General features: G+C 31.3%; 19 protein-coding genes. 2 read left to right on the top strand and 17 right to left on the bottom strand.

The window, feature by feature from the left end; all coding sequences use genetic code 11:
- Positions 1–137: 137 nt before the first annotated feature.
- The 13 genes from ACKVOD_RS06925 to ACKVOD_RS06865 form a co-directional block, all read right to left on the bottom strand.
- Positions 138–500: a hypothetical protein gene (locus tag ACKVOD_RS06925; RefSeq protein ID WP_409208740.1), complete on the bottom strand. Its 363-nt coding sequence runs from the start codon at positions 498–500 to the stop codon at positions 138–140.
- Between the two features lie 33 nt (positions 501–533).
- On the bottom strand, positions 534–3,263 hold the full coding sequence (locus ACKVOD_RS06920; RefSeq protein ID WP_409208739.1) for a hypothetical protein: 2,730 nt from the start codon (positions 3,261–3,263) through the stop codon (positions 534–536).
- A 10-nt stretch (positions 3,264–3,273) separates the two neighbouring features.
- Positions 3,274–3,786 (bottom strand): hypothetical protein, encoded by a 513-nt coding sequence (locus ACKVOD_RS06915; RefSeq protein ID WP_409208738.1) that lies wholly within the window; start codon positions 3,784–3,786, stop codon positions 3,274–3,276.
- Positions 3,787–3,795: 9 nt separating this feature from the next.
- Positions 3,796–4,623 carry a hypothetical protein gene (locus ACKVOD_RS06910; protein WP_409208737.1) on the bottom strand — a complete coding sequence of 276 codons (828 nt, stop codon included), beginning with the start codon at positions 4,621–4,623 and terminating at the stop codon, positions 3,796–3,798.
- An 87-nt stretch (positions 4,624–4,710) separates the two neighbouring features.
- Positions 4,711–7,281, bottom strand: coding sequence for a hypothetical protein (locus ACKVOD_RS06905; protein WP_409208736.1), 2,571 nt, complete (start codon positions 7,279–7,281; stop codon positions 4,711–4,713).
- Positions 7,281–10,877 (bottom strand): tape measure protein, encoded by a 3,597-nt coding sequence (locus ACKVOD_RS06900; RefSeq protein WP_409208735.1) that lies wholly within the window; start codon positions 10,875–10,877, stop codon positions 7,281–7,283. The genes ACKVOD_RS06905 and ACKVOD_RS06900 overlap by 1 nt, the downstream gene beginning before the upstream one ends.
- Before the next feature lie 5 nt (positions 10,878–10,882).
- On the bottom strand, positions 10,883–11,491 hold the full coding sequence (locus tag ACKVOD_RS06895) for a hypothetical protein (RefSeq protein ID WP_409208734.1): 609 nt from the start codon (positions 11,489–11,491) through the stop codon (positions 10,883–10,885).
- A 1-nt stretch (position 11,492) separates the two neighbouring features.
- On the bottom strand, positions 11,493–11,945 hold the full coding sequence (locus tag ACKVOD_RS06890; RefSeq protein ID WP_409208733.1) for a hypothetical protein: 453 nt from the start codon (positions 11,943–11,945) through the stop codon (positions 11,493–11,495).
- Positions 11,946–12,173 carry a hypothetical protein gene (locus ACKVOD_RS06885; RefSeq protein WP_409208732.1) on the bottom strand — a complete coding sequence of 76 codons (228 nt, stop codon included), beginning with the start codon at positions 12,171–12,173 and terminating at the stop codon, positions 11,946–11,948.
- Positions 12,174–12,251: 78 nt separating this feature from the next.
- The gene (locus ACKVOD_RS06880) at positions 12,252–13,178 is read right to left on the bottom strand and encodes a hypothetical protein (protein ID WP_409208731.1); all 927 of its coding nucleotides are present in this window, start codon (positions 13,176–13,178) and stop codon (positions 12,252–12,254) included.
- A gap of 19 nt (positions 13,179–13,197) precedes the next feature.
- Positions 13,198–13,749 carry a hypothetical protein gene (locus ACKVOD_RS06875; RefSeq protein ID WP_409208730.1) on the bottom strand — a complete coding sequence of 184 codons (552 nt, stop codon included), beginning with the start codon at positions 13,747–13,749 and terminating at the stop codon, positions 13,198–13,200.
- 1 nt (position 13,750) lies between these two features.
- Entirely contained in the window at positions 13,751–14,827 is a 1,077-nt protein-coding gene (locus ACKVOD_RS06870; RefSeq protein ID WP_409208729.1) for a hypothetical protein, read from the bottom strand.
- Entirely contained in the window at positions 14,827–15,858 is a 1,032-nt protein-coding gene (locus tag ACKVOD_RS06865; protein WP_409208728.1) for a hypothetical protein, read from the bottom strand. The genes ACKVOD_RS06870 and ACKVOD_RS06865 overlap by 1 nt, the downstream gene beginning before the upstream one ends.
- A gap of 241 nt (positions 15,859–16,099) precedes the next feature.
- Here ACKVOD_RS06865 and ACKVOD_RS06860 point away from each other — a divergent pair, with 241 nt between their 5' ends.
- Positions 16,100–16,663 carry a hypothetical protein gene (locus ACKVOD_RS06860; protein ID WP_409208727.1) on the top strand — a complete coding sequence of 188 codons (564 nt, stop codon included), beginning with the start codon at positions 16,100–16,102 and terminating at the stop codon, positions 16,661–16,663.
- A gap of 11 nt (positions 16,664–16,674) precedes the next feature.
- Positions 16,675–16,968, top strand: a complete 294-nt coding sequence (locus ACKVOD_RS06855; RefSeq protein WP_409208726.1) for a hypothetical protein — start codon at positions 16,675–16,677, stop codon at positions 16,966–16,968.
- A gap of 354 nt (positions 16,969–17,322) precedes the next feature.
- Here the strand turns inward: ACKVOD_RS06855 and ACKVOD_RS06850 are convergent, their stop codons facing one another.
- From ACKVOD_RS06850 to ACKVOD_RS06835, 4 genes are read right to left on the bottom strand one after another with little or no spacing between them, the layout of a single operon-like run.
- A complete protein-coding gene (locus tag ACKVOD_RS06850; protein ID WP_409208725.1) occupies positions 17,323–17,505 on the bottom strand; it encodes a hypothetical protein in 183 nt (60 codons plus the stop codon).
- Complete coding sequence (locus ACKVOD_RS06845; protein WP_409208724.1) at positions 17,505–18,305, bottom strand: hypothetical protein; 801 nt, start codon at positions 18,303–18,305, stop codon at positions 17,505–17,507. Before ACKVOD_RS06845 ends, ACKVOD_RS06850 begins: the two co-directional genes overlap by 1 nt.
- A 3-nt stretch (positions 18,306–18,308) precedes the next feature.
- Positions 18,309–18,689, bottom strand: a complete 381-nt coding sequence (locus ACKVOD_RS06840) for a hypothetical protein (protein ID WP_409208723.1) — start codon at positions 18,687–18,689, stop codon at positions 18,309–18,311.
- 10 nt (positions 18,690–18,699) lie between these two features.
- The gene (locus tag ACKVOD_RS06835) at positions 18,700–20,337 is read right to left on the bottom strand and encodes a hypothetical protein (RefSeq protein ID WP_409208722.1); all 1,638 of its coding nucleotides are present in this window, start codon (positions 20,335–20,337) and stop codon (positions 18,700–18,702) included.
- Positions 20,338–20,477 lie beyond the last annotated feature (140 nt).

Here is a 20,477-nt window from a genome sequence, read left to right as displayed (position 1 = left end):
AACTTGACCTGTCGTTCCACCACTAGCCACGCCGTGTCCTATTTGTCCAAGTTCAGAAATAGTTTCCTCTTGAATTATAACCTCTTGAACTATATTACTAGAGTAATCAATTATAGTCTGTTCTATTGTTTCTGTTATCATACCGTTACTGTTACTGTTTGAATTATTCTAAAACCTTTAATAGAACTAACTAACCTCGTGTTGTTTGGAAAAATAACCTTATAATCAAACACATAATTGTTAGATGGATAGTTCATATCTATAACGGGCATATAAACGAATTTACCTAATGTTGCATTAGGCATAGTAATTGAACTATCACTTGTTTTAAATTCAAATACTGCACCGCCTTTAGGGGTTGTTTTAAATTGTGAAACAATAGTTGCGCCTGTTAAGTCAATAGGTTCTTGAACACCACTGTTTGGGGCTGTTTCTCTTGTTAAAGTCACCTCAAATCCGTTCCAAGTTTGCCCTTTTTTGTGGTCTGCTATATTTGCCATTTTTTATTTTGTTAAGTTATCCAATTCGTACCGTTAAAAAACTATTTTCAAATTTCCTGAACTGTCTTTATAAAATGAATTTACAGGTAAACCTGCACTTACAGCTGCCGCATTGTCCGCATAAGTATTCATTATGTAAACAAAATATCCGTTTTCGTCTATATAACCTCGTGTTGTTAAAGATTGCATAGCGGTACCCGAAGCTGTTTTTTGACCTGTATTAAATTCTATTCGAGATTGACCTGCTCCCTTACCAGTACCAGCCTCAAGTTTTAATATACCTCCGTTTAAGTCAGGAGTTCCTAACACAGCTGTTGAAAGTTGATATTGGATACTGCCTTGATTAGTCCCTCTTGTGAAAATAATTCGGTTATCTAAATCTATTGCGATTCCAGTTAAAAAGCTCATACCAGTTAAGTTTTTTTCAACAACGTAAACTGTTGAATTATAAGCGAGAGAGTAAAGCGTAGTGGTTGTTGCGGAATATATTTTATTATTAGAATCACAAGCTAAATAATCGCCAAGCATTATAGTATTTGTGTTTGAAAAAGTACCTGTGCCTCCTGTTTGTTTCCATAAATACCCATTAATTAAAGTGTAAATATTTCCAAAAGAATCTTCACATATTTTTCCAGCGGTAATGCTTCCAGATTGTATTGATGTAAAACTTACTCCGTTATTTGTGCTAAAATTTATATTTCCGTTAAAACTAGCATATAATTTATTAGAAAGTTTAGATGCAAAAATACCCGACACAGCATATCCTGAAGCTCCAGCTAATATTACTGCATTTCTATACAATACATTAGTCCCTTGAAAAATTTGATAAATTGAATTATCATATCCTATAGCTATTTCTTGACTGTAAATTATAGAAGCTGGAGTTGAAACGACTGTTATGTTATTTGTTCCGTGAACTATTTTTTTAACACCTACGCTAAAATCATTAAAAAAGACATCCCCATTTATATCAGTGGCATTTCCCCAACCGCCATAAATAGTGGAGGATATAGCGGTTACGTTAGGATTCAATATATAATTAACTGTACTTCCTGCATTTACTTTAAAATTTTTACCAATAGTAGTTGATTCAGAATTTTCAACCCCTATTTCTTTATCAGAACTATTGCTTAAAGTAATATCTTTAGTAGGTGTATTTACAGTTCCAATACCTATAAAAGTACCGTTGTCGAATATTCGAGATATTCCAATCGTAGACGCTGTTAAGAATTTTGATAAAAAATTTGCAGTTCCTGATGGCGTATTCATTTTTCCCGAAACTGCATTAGTTGTAGCGGTTGAAACAAAAGCAGTTGTGGCTACTTGTGTGTTATTTGTTCCTGCCGTTGCTGTTGGTGCTAATGGAGTACCTGTAAAAGTAGGACTTGATAATGGTGCTTTTAAAGCTAAATCAGTTGTTAAGTTTGTTATTTTTGCTTGTCCTAGTGTTGGAATATCTGATTCAATTAAATCTGTTCCTGCCGTAACTAATCCTTTTGAATCGTAAGTTATTTTAGTTTTTGTCGCTCCTGTAATAGCTGTATTTGGCACAACTCCAACATTTGCCCCTGTTGATATTCCTGATAATTTAGATTTCTCCGCACTTGTATAATCATTCAAAGAAAACCCTGCATTTGTACCGTTTCCTAATCCAATTACAGCTGGTGTTCCCGTGCTAGATTCAATAGAAACATTTGTAGGCGTTCTAGTAGCGGACAAATCAGTTAACCCATCAATATCTATTACATTAATGTTTTTTCTAATGACCTCAAAATAAAAATCATTTATAACTATCGTACCGTCTCTATCTGAAACTATATACACATCAGCGTAATAGTCTTTCATTAATTGATTTTCAATATCAAAACTTAAAACGCCTGATTCATTTAAAATCCCTGTTGTTTTTTTATGTGAATCAGTCATATATCTAGTGAACTCACTTCCACTTCCTACACCAAAAACAATATAATAAGAATACGTTTGATTTGCTCCTGTAGTTGTAAACTTAGCGTCTAGTCTAAAAGTAACCAAATCCCCAATAGATAAATCCCCAAAATAAAGACTACCTGTATTACTAAGCATAATAGGCACTCCATAAGGCGCATTAGAGATATTTGTTCCATCACCTGCCCCATCATTAGTAAGTTTCTTAGGAACATTAGCAATAACCGTGAAAGGCGTTGTTTGCGTTGCTAAATCTGCGTAATGAAACGAGCCTATTGAATTTAAATAAGGTTGTGGTATTGTTATTTTATCTTCTAAAGCTACATTTCCATCATTATCGGTAACAAGCATTTTATTTGGAATACCTACATCATAAGTGTCCTCTAAATCCGTTATAGTACGATAGTTGTATACATCGTAAGTTTCAAGCTTTTGTTCGCTCTCGTTTACTCTAACGCCTTTACCATCTTGACCGAAATACTGAAATGTATCTAATAAATCATCAAATCGAGTTGCACCACTTCCACCACCCGTTCCAAGTCGCCAATCAAAGAATCCTATATCAATTAATTTAACTAAAAAATCATCAATATCACTAAAGGTAAACGTGCCACTTGCTATCAAAGTAATATCAAATACACTTATGTTTTGCTTTTTAACAAGATTTGCTCCAGTAGAATTGTTAATAGTTACTAGATTATTCTTTCCAAAAGCATCATTAAACATATTACGGATTTTATCTTGAACTACACCATCAATCGTTAGTGTGAATCCATAATATCCTCCTGTTTCTTTCTCAATTAAAAGTGTATTCGCCATAATTTATTTTTTAATCGTAACCTATGAATACTGTTTCTAAAACCACTATATAAGGTTGCATATTTTTATCCGTACCTGAAACACCTGTAGTTGAAGATGTGTAAACTTCATCAGCACCCCCATTAGCTTGGTCAAACAAACCTATAACACCAGCTCCGTTTGTGTGTCTTTTTATAGCAGTTGTATGGCTGTGCGCCACTACTACCGCATCTTTACTACCGCCTGTCGCTCCCATAGTAGGGTAATTTGTAGGGTCGTAGTTTATATTAACTCTTCCTTGTGAATTTCTTGTTCCGTTTTGACTATTTCTCAAAGCCCACCCTTCCTCTTCGTTAATTCCTAAGCCTGTTCCGTCAAAATTAGCTACAATATAAGCGTTTGTAACATCTTTTTGTCGTATAGTTCCAATCTGAACTGGGTAGTTTACCATTTCGGTTAATAGCGTTCTAATTTCTAAAGCTGTATTTGGACTTCCTGTAGTAATTCCATTTATCAAAGCTAATATTTCTGTTCTTGTTGCCATAATTTTATATTAAGGTGTGTAAATTTTCCAATCTGTACTTAACCAATCTGTACCTAACCAATCCCCTTTACTTGGTTGTGGTTCGCTATAAATATCCCATTTTTTAGGACTTATTAAAAAATCTATTTGTCCAAAGTTTTGCGATGCTGATAATTCGGGCATTTTAGGAGTTTCGTATAAACTCGCTCTAATTCCATCAACATACATAAAAGGACTTGATAATATATCCATTAACAAATCTAAATTTTCTAAAGGCATTATTTCCGTATAATGCTTTTCTAATTTATTTAATTTTTGCGAAACCGAAACAGTTGTACTTGTTGAAGTTTCGTAATATTGTGTTAATTCCTCACTTCTTTGTATTTGTCTAAAGTAGCTTTGCATACCGATAGACTGCATCACATCATTTTTTTTTGTTTTATAATGAAATTGTGTCGTTCTTTCTTTTTTATAATCTGTTATCATAAAAGGATTTGAGTAAAACGTTTCCCCAAATGTCTGCTCTACTTCCAAATAAATACAATCGTAACCAAAATCAACTTCTACATTTTGTAAACTCCAATATATTTGCGGACTTCCATCATCACTATTTGTAAGGCTTTCTACATTAAACGAATCCGTTATGTCTGTTTTTGCCCCACTTTTCAAACTTACTGCATAAACTGTCCAATTCTCTAAATTTATTCCATCTTCAATATCGGTTACTTGAACATATTTAGTGTTGTTATTCGGTAAAAGCTGAACTCCTTTAAAGCTATAAAAATGGTTCATAGGACTATCCCTAAAAGACAATGCTTCTTCTAATGTTCTTTTTAAACTGATTAAAGGCTCTACCATTGGTTTTAAACAAAAAAATGCAACCCTTTTTTGGAGTTGCATTACATTCAGTACAAATATATAATTTTTTTACATATAAAATTTATCTTATGGAATTAATTTTAACCATTCTTTTAATTGTGCCACAGAAATAGGTTTAGCACCGTTTATAGAAACTTCGTTCCACCATACAGGATTATACAATCTAAATCTATTAGAATCATACAAAGTCAATTTATCGTCCACTATATCCCAAGTGATATTCATTATTCTAGTTTCATTATTTACCAAAGTGAATAGATTTGATGTGTCGATAGTCATATAAGTAGGTTCGTATTTTTCTTCGCCTTTTATAGTCAATTCTTTTTTCTCAACTCCCCACTTAATATCGATAGGATAAACTCTTATTACTTTTTTGTTGTTGTCAATGAATCTTATAAAACCTCGTTTTGTTCTAATTTGCTTAATCAATTCTACATAATCTTCAAACTCTACATTAGCGAATATAAGTTGATTGTATAAAAAAGGCGATAAAATAGGTTTTATTGAACTCGTGTCAAAATCTTCTGCTTCAATAATAGTTTTACCTTGATACACAGTCGTGCAATTTGGATTATTTTTGTACCAACTATTAATCACTTTTCTGTCTTTCCAATATAAATTACACGTTGCTATATACTCTTTCCAATAATTATAAATATTTCTGCCTATTGAATATCTTAAATTAGAATAACTTTCATTTGCTTGTAGATTAAAAGCGGTTATCCCTTGATTTGTGTAATTTGTAAAAGGAATGAAATCTTTGTCAAGTGTATATGAATATGATGTACTTCTAATTCCGTCATTATTTGCCCCTAAATCCGCACCGCTATTTTTTGTTAGTTTTATTTCGCTATTTGAAACCTCATAAATAGTGTATTCTCTTGTGTTGTTATCGGGTGCTTTTATGTTAAATATTCCGCCAATAGTCATTCCCATTGATTTAAAGTTAACATCGCCTTTTGTTTTTAAAGATAATTGAGTAATAGAAATAAAGGTGTGCTGTAATTCCGTAACCTCATCAAAAGCAACATCATCTAATGTGTTTATTGAATCTATAATAAATACATCATCATCATTTTGCGAAGCTGTACTTTCTGAAATTTCAAGCGATTTTCGTCTGTTTTCTTCAATCAAAAACGCATCTCTACACCATTCAACCGAAATTTCTTTTTTATTCTCTACACGCTTATTATAGAAAGTCATTTTGCTTTCTCCGTGAATAACATCGGCACTATTAATCTCTTCTTTTTCTTTAAGGGATTGGAATCTTTTATACATATACCAAAATTCATTTACTGTGAATCTTGGATTTGCGGTTTTGTTCATTTCTGAAAACTGTGTATTGTCAAAAAAACCACACTCGGTATCGGTGTAAAAATCTTTTTCGCTCCCAAAAAATATCCTGCCATCGTGAGAAATTTCACAATCACAATTCAACTCCATTAAAGAATCATCAATATCTTTTAGGCTAATCTTAAATCCATTTGCGGTTATGTTTCTTGAAAAGTTACCGTTAAATAATCGGTTATCGTAAAACTCCCCATCCATATCAAATCTTGGAGCGTAAACATCTAATCCTGAAATAGACTTCACTACTTGTCGCATTACGTCTATAAGTCTAAATGTAGGGGTTACAGAGTTGTAAGCATAAGTAGTTGCTGAAATAGAAACATCACCGCTTTCTATTTCAAAAGCAGGATTATTATAAAAATTCACATTATCTTTAATATGAAATGAATAAATGTATAACCAAATACTATCTCCTCGTTTCATATCTCCTATCTCAAAATCTCCAGAAAAATCAATAGAAATATCATTAGCTGTAAAATTTACACTTTTTAAATTAACTAAAGTAGCATTGTTTATGTTTTGACCATAAAGCATATTTACTTGTAAATTCTTTCCTTGATAAAAATCAGAATTAAAAACCTTATATATTCTAACTTTAAGGTTTTCTATTTTTAAATTAACTTTTTTCGCACTGTCATTCAATGTGATTATTTTAAAATCATCTACATTTTCTGAAACTTCTAAATAAGGTATAAAATTATTTTGTAAATCACTTTTAACGACACTTTGAGTTATGTTAAAATAATTATTTACATAAATATACTTTTTATTATCTACTATTCTTTTTGATGGATTATTCCAACTACTCACTTGATAAATAGGCTTGTTCAATAAAAGCATATTTTTAGGCTCGATAGCATCAATAGCATCTTTATCAACGTTTACAACACTCATTAAATCAACTTTCGTTTCTCTTCTTCTGTTGATTATTTGATAGTCCGCATCTTGAATTACTTTACATTTAAAGTATTGAAAATCGTCTGTTGTAGCGGTTGCAAAGTCTAATTCTCCTACTATATTTTCAATTCCTGAAACTTCAATAATAAGATTTACCTTTGCTTCAAAGCCAAACTTATGATTATAGTAAAGTAATTTATCTATGTAATGCTCCCGATAATAACTAAATTCAAAGTTTTCTTCGCCACCCGCAAAAGAAATATCCCTGCCGTACCCTTTGTCTTTTTGTTTAAGTTCAAAAAAAGTATTGCTGTAACCAATAGGCTCATCTATTTGAACTTTGCCGTAACCGTCTGAAATAAAATCTAAGTAAAATTTTTCTTTTGCCATTATACTCTTATTCCTCGACCGCTTACACGGTTATTGTTAGTAATAGTTCTACTGTGTCCGTTTGAAATAACTCTTTTAAATCCATCGCCATCTATAATAGTGCTTTCTTGCGACATACTTCCTAAAGTTTTCATCATTACTTCTTCTATTTCAGCCTTTGTAATTCCTGAATTAAAGACTATTTGCGGTGTGTTTCCAATACCATTATCCATCATTATTGAGTTCAACTCATTATTGAACATCAATTTTTTGGTTTGTTCTGATGTATATACCTTATCGCCTTTCTCCATCATCGTTAATTTCGCCCCTTTATTATCTCCAAAATCTTTAATATGTCCTGCTTTATCGGTTACAATTTCAGCTCCACGCTCATTCGTCCACGCTAATCCTGCTTCTGCACTATCCGTTCCTTTCCAATATTCAGGTATTTTTTGTGATGCAACAATTGCTATTTGAGCAGCACCTAAAGCACCTACAATAGCAGTTAATGGTATTCCAAAAAATCCCGTTTTACCAACAGTTGCGGCTATGGCTTGTGCTGTATCGATAGCAATGTTTACAATAGCCATTTTTTGCTTGGCTTTAAACTCTCTTACTGCTATTTCTTTTCTTCTTTTTTCATAATCTTCTTCAATTTTCTTTTTTGCTGAATCACTATCCCCAGCGAATTTTAACCTTACTTCTTTTTGTTTTTCTAAACGGGCATATTCTTGGTCAAAATTTTCTTGTGAAGCATTAGAAATAAAATTAAACATTTCTTGTGCGCTCTCTGCTATCGCTTGAAAAGTAGCTATTTGTTTTTCTTTTGAACCGTCCGCCATTTGATTTAGCTTATCAAACATTGTTCGACCATCTTCGTCCATTTTAAGGAAAAAATCAGCTGTTTCATCAAAACCTAAATTATGCCCTAACTCAACTTGAAAAGAAGCTATGTAATTTTTAATATCTTCTTTTGATTTGTCTAATAATTTTGCTATTCTTTCTAATTCCTTTTCTTGTTCTGGAGTAAGTTTAAATTTATCCATTGATTTTTCAAAAGCATCGCCCTCTATTTTTGCCGTATCATTTAATGATTTAAAAAATGTTTCGTATGTTTTTATATTCCTATCAGCACTTGACTGCAAAGCATCGGCTGTACTTTTTGCAAACTCATTATCGATAACTGTCATTAGGTTTTCTCCTTGTTTTGGAGTTAACTTTCTATCTTTAATCTCTTTTTCGGCAAGTCTTTTCTTTTCTTTATAAACTAATTCCGCAATTGCAATTTCAGATTGAGCAAGTTTCATTGAATATTTTATATTCTCATCTGTTCCAAACTTAAAAATACTTATTTCTTCTTGATTAAAATTCTTTTCGTTTTTTAAATGGTCTGATAACGATTCTTTTCTTAAAGTTAAATTAGAAAGTTCAGCATCGTATTGGTCTTTAAGTAATTGCTCTCTTTCTTTGGCAAAGTCTTTTTCGGCTTTTAATCTTGCTTTTTGTTCTTCTTTTGTTTCTCCATTAGGCGGTGGGGTTGTTTTTACTATTTCTTTATAGTTTATTGCTGATTTTGAAACTGATTCATAAAAACCTAATAATCTATTGGCTTCTTCTATGTCTTTATTTATAAAACTAATACCTCTCCCTCCTTTACCCCCTAATAACGTAGAATAATTATCAGATTCGGCTTTTAATTCGTTTAGTCTTTTTTGTTGTATAATTATATTTTTATACGCATCTTTTCTTAAAGTTAAATTAACTTCTTCAGCAGTTCCAGTTCCTATTTTTTGGTGTAACCTTCTTAATTTTTCTGAATTTTTTTCGCCTTCTTGAGATAAATCATAACCTGCTTTTATAAGATTTTCTGTTTCTTTAATTTCCTTTCTTATATTTTCTCTTTGTTTTTGAGTTAGTTTATCTCCTACTAATTCATCAAACTGTTTCTTATATGAATTAGAGCCTTGAACATTTCCTTTTTCTCTTGCTTGTTTAAATAAATCTGCTTTTTCTGTATTAAGTCTTTTTATTTGTTTAATAGCGTCTGTTGCCCCGTCAATTATCAACCTAAAGAATTGGCTAATACCCCCCGTTTCACTCTCATTCATAGACTTTACTAAATCAGTCCAAGAATTTTGTAGTCTATTTTGACTAGCCTGTAAAGTATCAACTTTATCTAGCATTTCAATTCCGTAAATCTTATTTAAGTTTTTAACGATTAAAGGAACGTATGTAGCACTATCCAAAGCTCCTTTTTTCATTGCTTCGTATAGTCCTTTTTCTGCTTCCTGAATGGTTTTTATTTGTGGGTGCAGTTCTTGATACGCCATCGCTGCAGCTTTGATTGCTCCAGGCATTGCATTACCTAACTGTTTCTTTAATTCTTCCGCAGTTACATTACCTTTTGACATCATTTGGTCAATAGCGTAGAAAGCATCTTTTTGTTTTTCTAAACTTAATCCCATTACAGAACCCGCTTTTGCAATTCCCTCAAAAGTTGTTTTAATTGATTCTTGCGAAAGTAAGCCTTTAGAAGCTGTGTAAAATTGAGTATATTGTTGTGTAAGTGATTTTACTTCTAATCCCCATTTTTCTGAAACTTGTTGAACGAAACTTTGATTTTCTGCATATTCTTTGTTTGTTCCAGAAACCATTTTTAAAGCCAAATTAAGACTTTGTAATTCTTTTGTAGTGTTATATATACTTTTACCTATATCCATTGCTAAGTAGATACCTGTACCTACCCCAAAAGCAGTCATTAAATTACCTACACTTGATGCAAGTCCATTTATTTTACGATTAGCATCACTAAATCTGCCTACTGCTTTATCCGCAGAAGCTACTTTTTTGTTTAGTATGTCAAACTCTTTTTGTGCTTTTCGTATTTCAGCAGTTGATGCTTGTTCACTTGCTATTAAATCTTGAAGTTTGTTTTTAGCTTTTTCTCTTCTTGTTGTTAATTCAACGTAAGCACGACTTAGTTTTTCGTTTGCTAAAACAGATTGTTGTGTTGCTTTTAAATCAGAAATCTTTTGCGACATTCCGGGTATAACAGAACTTGCACCTGTTCTGCTCCATTTAGCTTCTTGTTCCGCTTGTTGTTGCTGTTGTTTTCCTAAAGAATAAATCAATGATTGTTTTGCTTTGATTTGTTTTAATTCTTCTTGGTATTTATGCAACATTGCTTTTTCAGCACCAGCAGTTAATGTTGCTTCTTCTGAATATCGCTGTTTATTTAAAGACGATATTAATGAAAGCCTTGCTTTTGCTTCCGATATTTTCGATTGTGTTAATGCCTTTTCTGCCTTTAGTTCATTTTGTGTTTGAAAAACTATTGCCTTATCGTGGTCTGCTATTAGTTTTGCTTCTTCTTGATAGCGTTGTTTATTAAGAGATGTAATCGTAAGTAAACGTTTTTTTATTTCGTCTAACTCTTTATTTTGAGCTTTTAAGTCGCCTGTTAATTTATTGATATTATTCTCCGACCCACTAGGAGTATTAGAAAGTTGAAACTTAGGAATATCAGTTATTTTTTTCGCAAGTTTATCAACTTGAATCATTATATCCTTAATTTGCTGTTCAGCTAATGGACTGATAATCTCTATAAATTCGCTCATAACTTCTAGGTATTAAATTTTTTATTATTCTTTCTTTGCATTTCCGATTTTTGTATTGCTAATCGTTCATATACAATATATTTACTCAATATCATTTCGTCAGAAAGTGTTCTCTCGTGTACCATCTCCAACCCGACTAAACTCTCATAAAAATCAAATACTTTGTCTTTATTGTCTTTTGTAATTTCTTTCAAATCCATTTTTGCGAAATTCAAATCATTGGTAATTACGCCGAGTTCAACTTGTAACACGTTTTGTACCTCATCATAAAATGTATTCTCTAAATTTATGTTTACTCCGATTGAAATTAGGCTTTCTAAGAGCGTAATTCTCATTTCCTTTGTCGTTGTATTGAATAGCAAAAAATCGATAACCTGAACTATTGATTCAATCTTATATGTCATAAAAGCAATCTCTTGACGTAATCTCAAAAACTCTTTTGACTTCGGATTCTCACTCTTCAAGAAATACTCATCATAAATCCCAACAAATACTTGCTCAACTTCTTCTTCGGATTCATTCTCAAAAGGCTCTAGTAATTTAAAATCCTTTTCGGATAAAACATCGAAAAATAATTTAGCGGGTATGTTTGATACAGCGTTATACTTTGGCATATTACTTATTGATTACTTGTTTTAACTTTTTTATAAATCTTGGTGCGATAATCTCTTTTTGAAATTTATCGAAAACATCTTGGTTCAATCCCATAATATCTATTCCGTAATCTTTTACAAGCATATTTCTTTTTGGATCGGTTGCTCCAAATAAATACTTATTTGCTTTTGGCTTGTTTAACTTAAAACTATCGATAAACGCACCTGTATTTATTAAATCTACATTTCCAAAACCTGCTCTTTGATTTTTTTTAAATTTTTCTTGTGCGTAAATCTTGGAAGCGTAGGTGTCTTTTGCCCCACTACCATAAATATCCCCCTCTAAAAAATCTTGTTCTTTTAACATTACAAGAGTATGCTCCTCTTTTATTAATTCATCATAAACCATATCCCGTAATGTAGTAATACGAGATACGGATTTAAGCCTTCTTAATATTTCAGCAGCACTTGCCATTTATCTTTTTTTAATTGTTTTTTTTGCAACTACAACAACTTCTTTCTTTTTACCGCAATCCATACACTTGCAGTCCTTTGTAATTTTAGGATTTAACACAAACTCATTTATAACATCTAAGTTAGTTTGATTTGTGTGCTTTAAAATCCATTCTACTTTTTGCTCTTTACATAGTTTTAACCACTCTTGAGCATCTTCTCCGAAAATCTGAACATTAAATATTTCCATTTTATTAGTTTTAAATTAAAAAAAAATGCCACTCATTTCTAAGTGGCATTACATTCAATACAAAGATATTCTTTTTTACTATGCAACAGGCGTAATGGAAGCAGAAATTCCTCGATAATATTTTGCACCAATTTTAGCAGCACTTACAGCTTCAACACTATCATACAATTCAACAATAACAGGAGTTGAAGTAGTCAAAGTAGTAGTAGGTGTAAAACTCCATTCTTTTGTCGAAGCGTTGTAGCTTAAAGACAAAGCAGTAATCGTACTTACAGTTCCACTTACCGTTACTCTTAGGTTTGCAATTGCAATTCCTCCTAAAGTAGTAGCTTTGTTGGTTTCAAATACTGGTTTGAAGTAAACTTTTTGGTCTGAAACATCAGCACGACCTGTTATAGCAATGTCTGTTATTGGGTAAATGTCTGTGTTTACTTTGAAATCCAAAACAGAAGCATCTAATATAGCGTAATCTCTATTAAACTGCTCTTCGTTTACCAACTGCATTGATACGGTTACACTAGAGCTTGTTGCTCCATCTGTAAACATATAAGTTCCCGAGTTTAACATTCCTAAGTCAAAACCACTTAATGTAGTTCCGTTTGTTGCTCCTGCGATTGAACCGCTAGAGAAAACATAAAGAACATCAAATGCTTGGAATGAATTGTAAGTGTATAAAGCACTTGCAAATTTCCAACCTTTCAAATACTTAAAGCTATATTCAGGAAGTCCATTACGAACTACTGATTTAACTCCTCCTTGATACTCTTCGGTTGTAGCCTCTGGAGTGCCGTTTGTAGCTTCTACTGCTCCCAATACAGGAACAAAATTACCTAATTGGATTTGCTCGTTTACATACAATAAATTGAACGTGTCTGCTGTCAAGTCAATTGACCAACCTTTAGGAACGATGATAAAACCTGTTAATCTACCCTCTTGTAAGATACAGTCTGAAATTCCTAAATTCTTTCTGCTTAGTAAGCAGTCTTTTTGATTTATTAGTACCATTTTTTATTTTTTTAAATTATTAATTACAACTTGTTTGGTTTATATCGTATTCTAAAATATCAATTAACACTTTAAAATAATGATACGGTTGCATATCGTCTGTGTATTCGTGTTCAAAAGTTTGACTAATTCTGTTGTTAAACCTTGCAAATACTTTGTCCGAATTATGCTCTACTTTAAATACGTTTATGTTTGGAATAGTGTGTAAAACATTCAAAACATCAACTCTAACTTCTTCGTCTGCTCTATGCTTTATATCTGGGTAAATTTCACTCAAATTCAACATAAAATATATTTCAATAGTAGTTTTATAGTAGTTATTGGAAACGTGTTCTATTGATTCTCCAGCCAATACAAAAAATTTGTTTTGTTCTGCAAAAATTAAAGAACTACTATAATCGTTATTCCCTAAATAGGCTTCAATAGTTTTTTTATTGTTATTGGTTAAGATTTGACATCTTGGATAACCTTGTAAATCAACTTCCCATAAATCTTTTAACTCATAGACCTTACTTTGGATATTATCTATCACAATATCAAGTCCTATTGGGTTTGTTTTTGTTAGGTTCATTTTATTGAAGTGTATAAGTTAAGATTTGTCTTGATTTTGTAAAACCTATTTTTAATTTCTTAACCTCTTGTTTCAATTGTGAAATTTCTCCAATCGCTTGTTCTCTCAATCCCGTAACAGATATTAAACTATCACTACCTTTTGTTCCCTCAATTTCTATCATTATTTTCTGATATAACTCTTGGGATTTTCTCTCGTTTGTATTACTTCTAATAGAAGAAACATACATTTGTAAGCATCGAATAGTAAATTCTAAACTTATTGCTTTTGCAAATAGCATCTTGTTGTTTAGGATAAAATCTGTATAATCGTCATAAATCGATATATCTAAATTCAATCCTGTGTCTTGTGATAGTCCTTCTATTAAGTCTAAATTAAACAGTTGATTACCTGTATGGTTTTTAACAAATATCTTTTCTAAACACAATTCTTTAAAACTGCTCATTACATTAGCGTTGTTCCATTCTCTTTTAAAAGGACTTACTGCAATTCCTGTTGAAACATATCCGATGTAGTAGTCTCCTTTGTAAGTTGTACTTGTATTATCTAGTACCCAGTTTAGTTCTTCTACTTGATTATCGGATGCTATTGTTATAACTTTGCTTTGTAAAGCCACTTTTTTACCTGTATTGAATAAAAGTAAAGTAAAAGTTCCTGTTCCATTAAAGTCAAGAATTACTCTATTGATAGAGAACGCTGTATTTTTTGCTTGTGAAACTTCTATTTTATATCCAACAAATCCATTAGGTAATGTTTCTACTCCAATTTTGTTTGAAGCATTTTTATAAATCAATCCCCTGTCAATAAAATCAAACTCATTAAAAACTTGACTACAAATACTTATAGAGCTTGATTTTTGCATATCTTTCAATAATGCGTTAAACTCATCATACGAAATGTCTTTATAATCTTGCGTGTCCTTTAAAAACTCAATCTTTGCATAAGGATTATCATTTACAAACAAACCTGAAAGACTAGTAGTGTTGTCCTCATCCAATATAGCATAGTTAGGATTGTAGGGTTGTCTAAACCCTACAATTCCTAATAATCCATCCGCTATTTTGGTAGCTGTAAACATTATACTATTCCGAAAGCTAAAATTGGAGTTTCAGTAGAAGTCGTTAATGGTGCTTTAGCAAAAGATATGTCTTGTGAAAATTGATATTGCGACAATACATCTTGCGTGTAACCATTTACAGAAGTTCCATCTACTCTTGTTTCGTAAGAGTGAACAGCATAACTTTCTCCATCAATAGGATTCAAAATATTAGTGTATTCGTTTTCTTTTGTAGAAACGCCTACTCTATTTTGAACTGGAATCCAAGGCAATGTAGCTACCGTTCCATTTGGAACAACAAGCCAAAAACCTTTAGAATAAGCAGAAACAAGCCCTGCGGCTAATGCTCCTAATCCAATAGAATGAACAAAAGTAAGTCCGTTCATATCAAATTGATAAGATAAATTAGCGTTGTTTCCACCACCTTGATTTTTTTGATACAAGAATTTACCGTAAGAAATAGAATCACAGAAAACAACTGCTCCTTTTGGATATTTGTTAGCATCAATAGCGATTTCAGTAGTTTGAACTGCTAATGTTTCATTTGCAACAGCAATCTCAAAAACATCATCAGTAGCATCAAACGTACCATTATAAGTAGCAACGTTAACTCCTGAACGGTTGTTAAATAAATAAGCTGTAGCTAACGTTTCGTAACCTTCCATAAAATTGGTTATGATGTCTGTTACTTCTTGATTCATTTGCTCTTGTGCATTATACAAACTATTATCAGCTTGTTTTAACGACATTGCAAATTTGTCATCGTAGGTTACCCAAGTAGGTGTCAATACCGCAGTATCTCCGTGTGTACCTGTGTGGTTGTGGATTCTTCCGCCTGTACCCAAAGAACGAGTACCTTTTTTAGCGTAGTTGGTTTCGATTGTTCTGTCCTCTCTAACTCTTAATTGTTGGTAGTTAGGAAACATAAGTGCTGACATAGCTTTTAAAGCTAAATATGTAGCAGGATTTCTGAATCTTAGTTCAGATGATTGAAAAGCACCAAGTAATTTAACTTGTGCCTTCACTAAATTTGCAGTTGTGCGATTTGCCATTGCGTTTTGATTTAATGTTAAAATTCGTTTTACGTTTAGGCTATACCGCCCGAATCCGAATTAACATTACCGCAATTCATTTACAAATGTAATAAAAGTTTTAATATAAAAATAAAAAGCCAATAAAATTAATTATAGCTATAAGATAGTTGCCGAATTATTGGAATAAATAGGCAACCATCTTATAGCTATTGTTGGCGAACAGTTTAGAGAACGAACACGGAAACAGAAAAAACAATTTATGGTTAAAATAAATGATTATGGGAATATTAATGCTCCAGAATTTCCAAACGGAGAAAGCGAAACCAAAGAAAAGTTTATTGAACTTATTCTTAAAAAAGCTCCAAAGTTTTCTACTTTTTGCATTCACGAAATAGCAAATAAATTAGAGTTAAGCGAACTAGAAAAAAGACAATTTAACTATTTAAAATACGAAATCAGAAGTGATTTAGATAAAAATGGTTTAGCTAAATTTCCAATAAAAGGAAATTCGGATATTATGCTAACAGAAGGAGGAAGACATTATTTTGAATTAAAACATCCTAACACGATTTTGGCAGATACTTATGTGGGTGGAGATATTAGCGGTGTTTATTTATCCCGTAGTAATCTAAAAAATACTGAAATTAAGCATAATGACCAACCTAAGGCAAATGACAATAAAAATAATAAAATCATATCTTTTATTGTAAAATTTTGGTGGCAAATATTAATTCCATTAACATTCGTTATTTTATCTGCAATATTGTCAAGTAAAAGAGTAATGAATTTCATAAATAAAAATATTAACGATTTGAACTTTTAAACATAAACAATATGACTGAATTAGAAAGATTAACAGAAATACTAAATAAAGCAAACGGAATAAAGGAAAATCATAAAGAAATGTCTTTTGATTCAATTCCAAAATTTAGTTTTAAAATTTCAAATAAAAAAGACATTACAGAAAATGTTTTTAAATTTAATTCTATAACAGAATTTGCAACTTTAGTAAACAGCGTATGTGAAAATATATCTACATTGAGAGCAACCGAAGTTGTTACTGAATTGCTTGAAGAAAACCAAATTGACAAAGAAAAAAGTTTTGTCTTAACAGTTTTTACAAGTTAAACATTTCCTTAACTAACTTTCGTAATTGTTCCATATCTCTGAAAGATGTTGAAAACTCGTTTAGGTCATTAAGAAATTTAAGTTCTTCCTCTGTTAAATCTTTAAAAGAATAAAGCGAAGGAAGTGAAAATTGAAACTTACTATCTTCTTCTTCTGTAAGAGTTTTGAAATATGGCATAGTATTGAGTTAAAGTTAAAAACCGATTCGCCAACAGTCGTTTTGAGAGATTGTGAGATTTGTTTTATCATCACGTTTTTGTTTCGCATTGAAACTTTTTTTATCAGAAAATATGTATTTCCGAACCTCACAACATCACAAAGCGACAAGACGTTATTCAAAGATAAACATTTTTTTTAATAAGTTGGTGCTTTTACGTACCTTTTTCTTCCTGAATATTTACTTAAATATTTTTCGTTTATTTTTTTAATTTTATCGTAGTCAGAAATTGCTTTTTGTCTTTCAAAAATAGCTTCTTGTTTTACTACTAATGCTTTCTTTTTTAAGAATAGCATTAAAAACCATTCTAAATACTTCATCACATTGAAAGAGTTCCATCTTTTATACGTTTTGACATCTCGGCATTGAACTTTGTAGCATCCCAATTATTTTTTTCAGCTTCTTTTTGTAAGGCTTCAAACGAACCCGCTTTACTTGGTGGGGTTTCGTCTTTTTTACCTGAACCTCCCTCAACTGTTTTTAAATATGGAGTTACAAATTCTTTTACCCAAGAATCAATTCCAATAGGCGAAAGTGTTTTATCGTCTTTTAAGACTTCTCCATTTTGTTTTATAACTGTTTTTCCGTCTTCCCTTTCAAAAGAAAATCCTTTTTCCTTAGCTTCGGTAAAAATTGTAGATTTTGAAACAAGAACGTTATCGGGAATGTGTTTTGTAAAATCGTTTTTAATTTCATTTAAAGTAGATTGATTTTCGATGTTAGTTTTAAAAGTTTCAAACTCTGTTTCTTTAGCTATAAGATTACCTTGTAGTTTGTCAAAATCAGCTTTTAAAGTTGTGAAACGTTGTTCAGGGTCTTTTATAACCTCTGTTTTTATTGTTTCAAATTTAGACTTTAAAGCATCAATTAAAACAGTTTCATTCTTACCTTCAAATTCTAATCCAAGTGCTTTTTTAATTTCTTTAATAGCCACTTCTTTTGCCATAGTCGCAGAATTGGTTTTTATATTTGCAATTCTCTCCTCGTAAATGGATTTTGGCTCGATTAATAATGATGATAAGTCTATTGAATGTTTTTCTTCCGAACTAAACATTTCATTAAACTTTCCCTCTTCAAGTCCAAATGCTTTTTCTATCTCTGCAATATTTTCTAAAGCCATATTTTATTTTTTTAGTTCTTCGATAAGTTCAGTTAGTTTTTCTTCTTTCCATAAATGATGAGCTTTTTTACCGCTTAATAACAAATATTCAGCCCTCAATGTTTCAATTTCAGATTCAACCTCTTCTGATTTCACTTCCTCAAACTCTGTAAATTCCTTAACATCTCTGTAAGGTTTCTTTTCCCAATACAATTTGCTTGATTTTTCGTCATACTCATAAAGCGATCCGTTGATAACAGAATTTTTGTTTATCAAATCAGCGTAGTCGTGATTTACAATGTGCAAATCTCTTTCTAGTTTTTTATAATCGTGAGAAAACGTATTTCCAACACCTTTTCCTAACTTAAATAAACGGTAAGCACCGCATTGACCTTGTTTTTGCATATTTATTGATTTAAATTGTTGTTTTTACTTCTTTAACTATTGGAACTATGATTTTTTTACCTTTAAACCATACTTCAAATTCTTTTTTAATTTTATCGACATCTGAATAGTCTGTAACTCCTATCCAAAATTCTTGAAACAATACTTTTCTTTGAGCCTCTATATTGCCAAAAATCAAAGCTGTATTATCTAATGTTGTATGAAGGTAGGGTTCGCATTTTGCTTTTATAAGGCATATTTGTAAATCTATTGGATTGTTTCTGAATTTTGAAAACAGATACTCTTCAAAAAGTTTATCTAATATAATGTTATTGCATTGTGCTTTAACGGCTAACTCATAACGCTCTAAAAGAACATCGTAACTTTCTATTACGTATCTTCTACCTAGATTAATGGTAATTGCACTTTGTTTCGGGTCTTTTTGAGTATCGTATAAATTCAATATCCATTCAGACAATTTCCATTCGATATATTCAACAAAATCAGCATATTTGTTTAACTGATTCTCGAAAGGTTGTTTATCAAAAATGATTTCAGTAGCCGTTTTCTCTACATTGTTATTGGTTCTAATCCCGAATGATGTACCCCAATGTGATTTATACATCTTCTCTTCTAACTTGTCAATAGTTTCTTCAAGTTTAGCCCAAGTTTCTAAATCTGGCGATAAATAACCTCCAATATTATCTCCTGTAAGTAGTTTTTCTTCTCCCTCTGGTAATGGAACTTCAATTACATCTGTAACATCGTTTTTTCCAATATACTTTCCGTGTCCGTTGCAAGTTCCACATTTTTCATCTCCTGATTGACCCGAACCTCCACAATCCCCACACATTTGAACTACTTTCCAAAATAACGGCAATCCTTTGAAAATCTTATAAAGAGTTAATATAGATTGGTCTCTTGCTAATTCTTTTGATATTCCTACTATGTTATTAATTGCGGGTAATTTCTCTTTACCTCCTACATAAGAAATATTAGAACAAACCAAAGCAGGGCAATCTCCAAAAGGATGTTTAAAAGATAAATCAGGTTGAATTAACCATTCATTACCATCTTTAATAAATGTTCTATCCCATAAATCATCTACTATTCTAAAATGATATTTTTCGTTTTTAACAAAAGGCTCAAAAATAACAAATTCTACTTGTTGCCCTCTTGATTCATAATAACGTATTGAATTTATGCTTTTGTATGTAGGGTAAACATCGAATTTATCTTTAGTAGTATATTCCAAGAAAATCAAACCGTTTGGGTCAGTATTAAAAATCTGTATTCCTTTATTTTGCACCCATTCCGATAATGTTTTACCATCTCGAATAGTAGCTATTTTGGTAAGGAACTTTGTTTTTAATTCTTTGTTTTCTATTTCGTATTCCTTTATTCCGCCAGTAGCGTAGTAAATATTTTCTATTGGTTGAAAAATTCTAGCGTAAGTATCTTGAATACTTCTACTAAATTTCATTCTAGCTTTTGCTTTTTTGTCGCTTTCTATAAATTCAATTTTTTCTAGTAACTCGTCAATAAACCCCTCACCATTTACTAATGCTTTTAATTCCTTAGAATCATTACGCATTTTAAGCACGTCTTGAGTAAGATTTTCGTGTTTTTTTAAAGCATCAATAGCTTCTTGGTCAGTTTGGAATGTCATTTTATTTTGAATATTTAATTAAATTATATATAGCATCATAAAAATCAAATCTATTAGCTTCTTCGGGAAATTCTTTAGAAGAAAAATTATCTGTAAAACCTGTTTGTTCTTCTAAAAAAATAAGAAATTTTTTTAATTGA

Source organism: Flavobacterium sp., assembly GCF_046155325.1.
In the GTDB taxonomy this organism is placed as follows: Bacteria; Bacteroidota; Bacteroidia; order Flavobacteriales; family Flavobacteriaceae; genus Flavobacterium.
The sequence above is the reverse complement of the archived record's forward strand: the minus strand, read 5'-3'. Positions and strand labels throughout refer to the sequence as shown.

Bases quoted from the DNA above. Each gene is read 5' to 3' on its own strand.
- ACKVOD_RS06850 (WP_409208725.1), bottom strand. From the start codon at position 17,505: ATGAAGTATTTAGAATGGTTTTTAATGCTATTCTTAAAAAAGAAAGCA.
- ACKVOD_RS06925 (WP_409208740.1), bottom strand. From the start codon at position 500: ATGGCAAATATAGCAGACCACAAAAAAGGGCAAACTTGGAACGGATTT.
- ACKVOD_RS06900 (WP_409208735.1), bottom strand. From the start codon at position 10,877: ATGAGCGAATTTATAGAGATTATCAGTCCATTAGCTGAACAGCAAATT.
- ACKVOD_RS06875 (WP_409208730.1), bottom strand. From the start codon at position 13,749: ATGAACCTAACAAAAACAAACCCAATAGGACTTGATATTGTGATAGAT.
- ACKVOD_RS06910 (WP_409208737.1), bottom strand. From the start codon at position 4,623: ATGGTAGAGCCTTTAATCAGTTTAAAAAGAACATTAGAAGAAGCATTG.
- ACKVOD_RS06905 (WP_409208736.1), bottom strand. From the start codon at position 7,281: ATGGCAAAAGAAAAATTTTACTTAGATTTTATTTCAGACGGTTACGGC.
- ACKVOD_RS06840 (WP_409208723.1), bottom strand. From the start codon at position 18,689: ATGCAAAAACAAGGTCAATGCGGTGCTTACCGTTTATTTAAGTTAGGA.
- ACKVOD_RS06885 (WP_409208732.1), bottom strand. From the start codon at position 12,173: ATGGAAATATTTAATGTTCAGATTTTCGGAGAAGATGCTCAAGAGTGG.
- ACKVOD_RS06860 (WP_409208727.1), top strand. From the start codon at position 16,100: ATGGTTAAAATAAATGATTATGGGAATATTAATGCTCCAGAATTTCCA.
- ACKVOD_RS06870 (WP_409208729.1), bottom strand. From the start codon at position 14,827: ATGTTTACAGCTACCAAAATAGCGGATGGATTATTAGGAATTGTAGGG.
- ACKVOD_RS06895 (WP_409208734.1), bottom strand. From the start codon at position 11,491: ATGCCAAAGTATAACGCTGTATCAAACATACCCGCTAAATTATTTTTC.
- ACKVOD_RS06845 (WP_409208724.1), bottom strand. From the start codon at position 18,305: ATGGCTTTAGAAAATATTGCAGAGATAGAAAAAGCATTTGGACTTGAA.
- ACKVOD_RS06835 (WP_409208722.1), bottom strand. From the start codon at position 20,337: ATGACATTCCAAACTGACCAAGAAGCTATTGATGCTTTAAAAAAACAC.
- ACKVOD_RS06890 (WP_409208733.1), bottom strand. From the start codon at position 11,945: ATGGCAAGTGCTGCTGAAATATTAAGAAGGCTTAAATCCGTATCTCGT.
- ACKVOD_RS06915 (WP_409208738.1), bottom strand. From the start codon at position 3,786: ATGGCAACAAGAACAGAAATATTAGCTTTGATAAATGGAATTACTACA.
- ACKVOD_RS06920 (WP_409208739.1), bottom strand. From the start codon at position 3,263: ATGGCGAATACACTTTTAATTGAGAAAGAAACAGGAGGATATTATGGA.
- ACKVOD_RS06855 (WP_409208726.1), top strand. From the start codon at position 16,675: ATGACTGAATTAGAAAGATTAACAGAAATACTAAATAAAGCAAACGGA.
- ACKVOD_RS06865 (WP_409208728.1), bottom strand. From the start codon at position 15,858: ATGGCAAATCGCACAACTGCAAATTTAGTGAAGGCACAAGTTAAATTA.
- ACKVOD_RS06880 (WP_409208731.1), bottom strand. From the start codon at position 13,178: ATGGTACTAATAAATCAAAAAGACTGCTTACTAAGCAGAAAGAATTTA.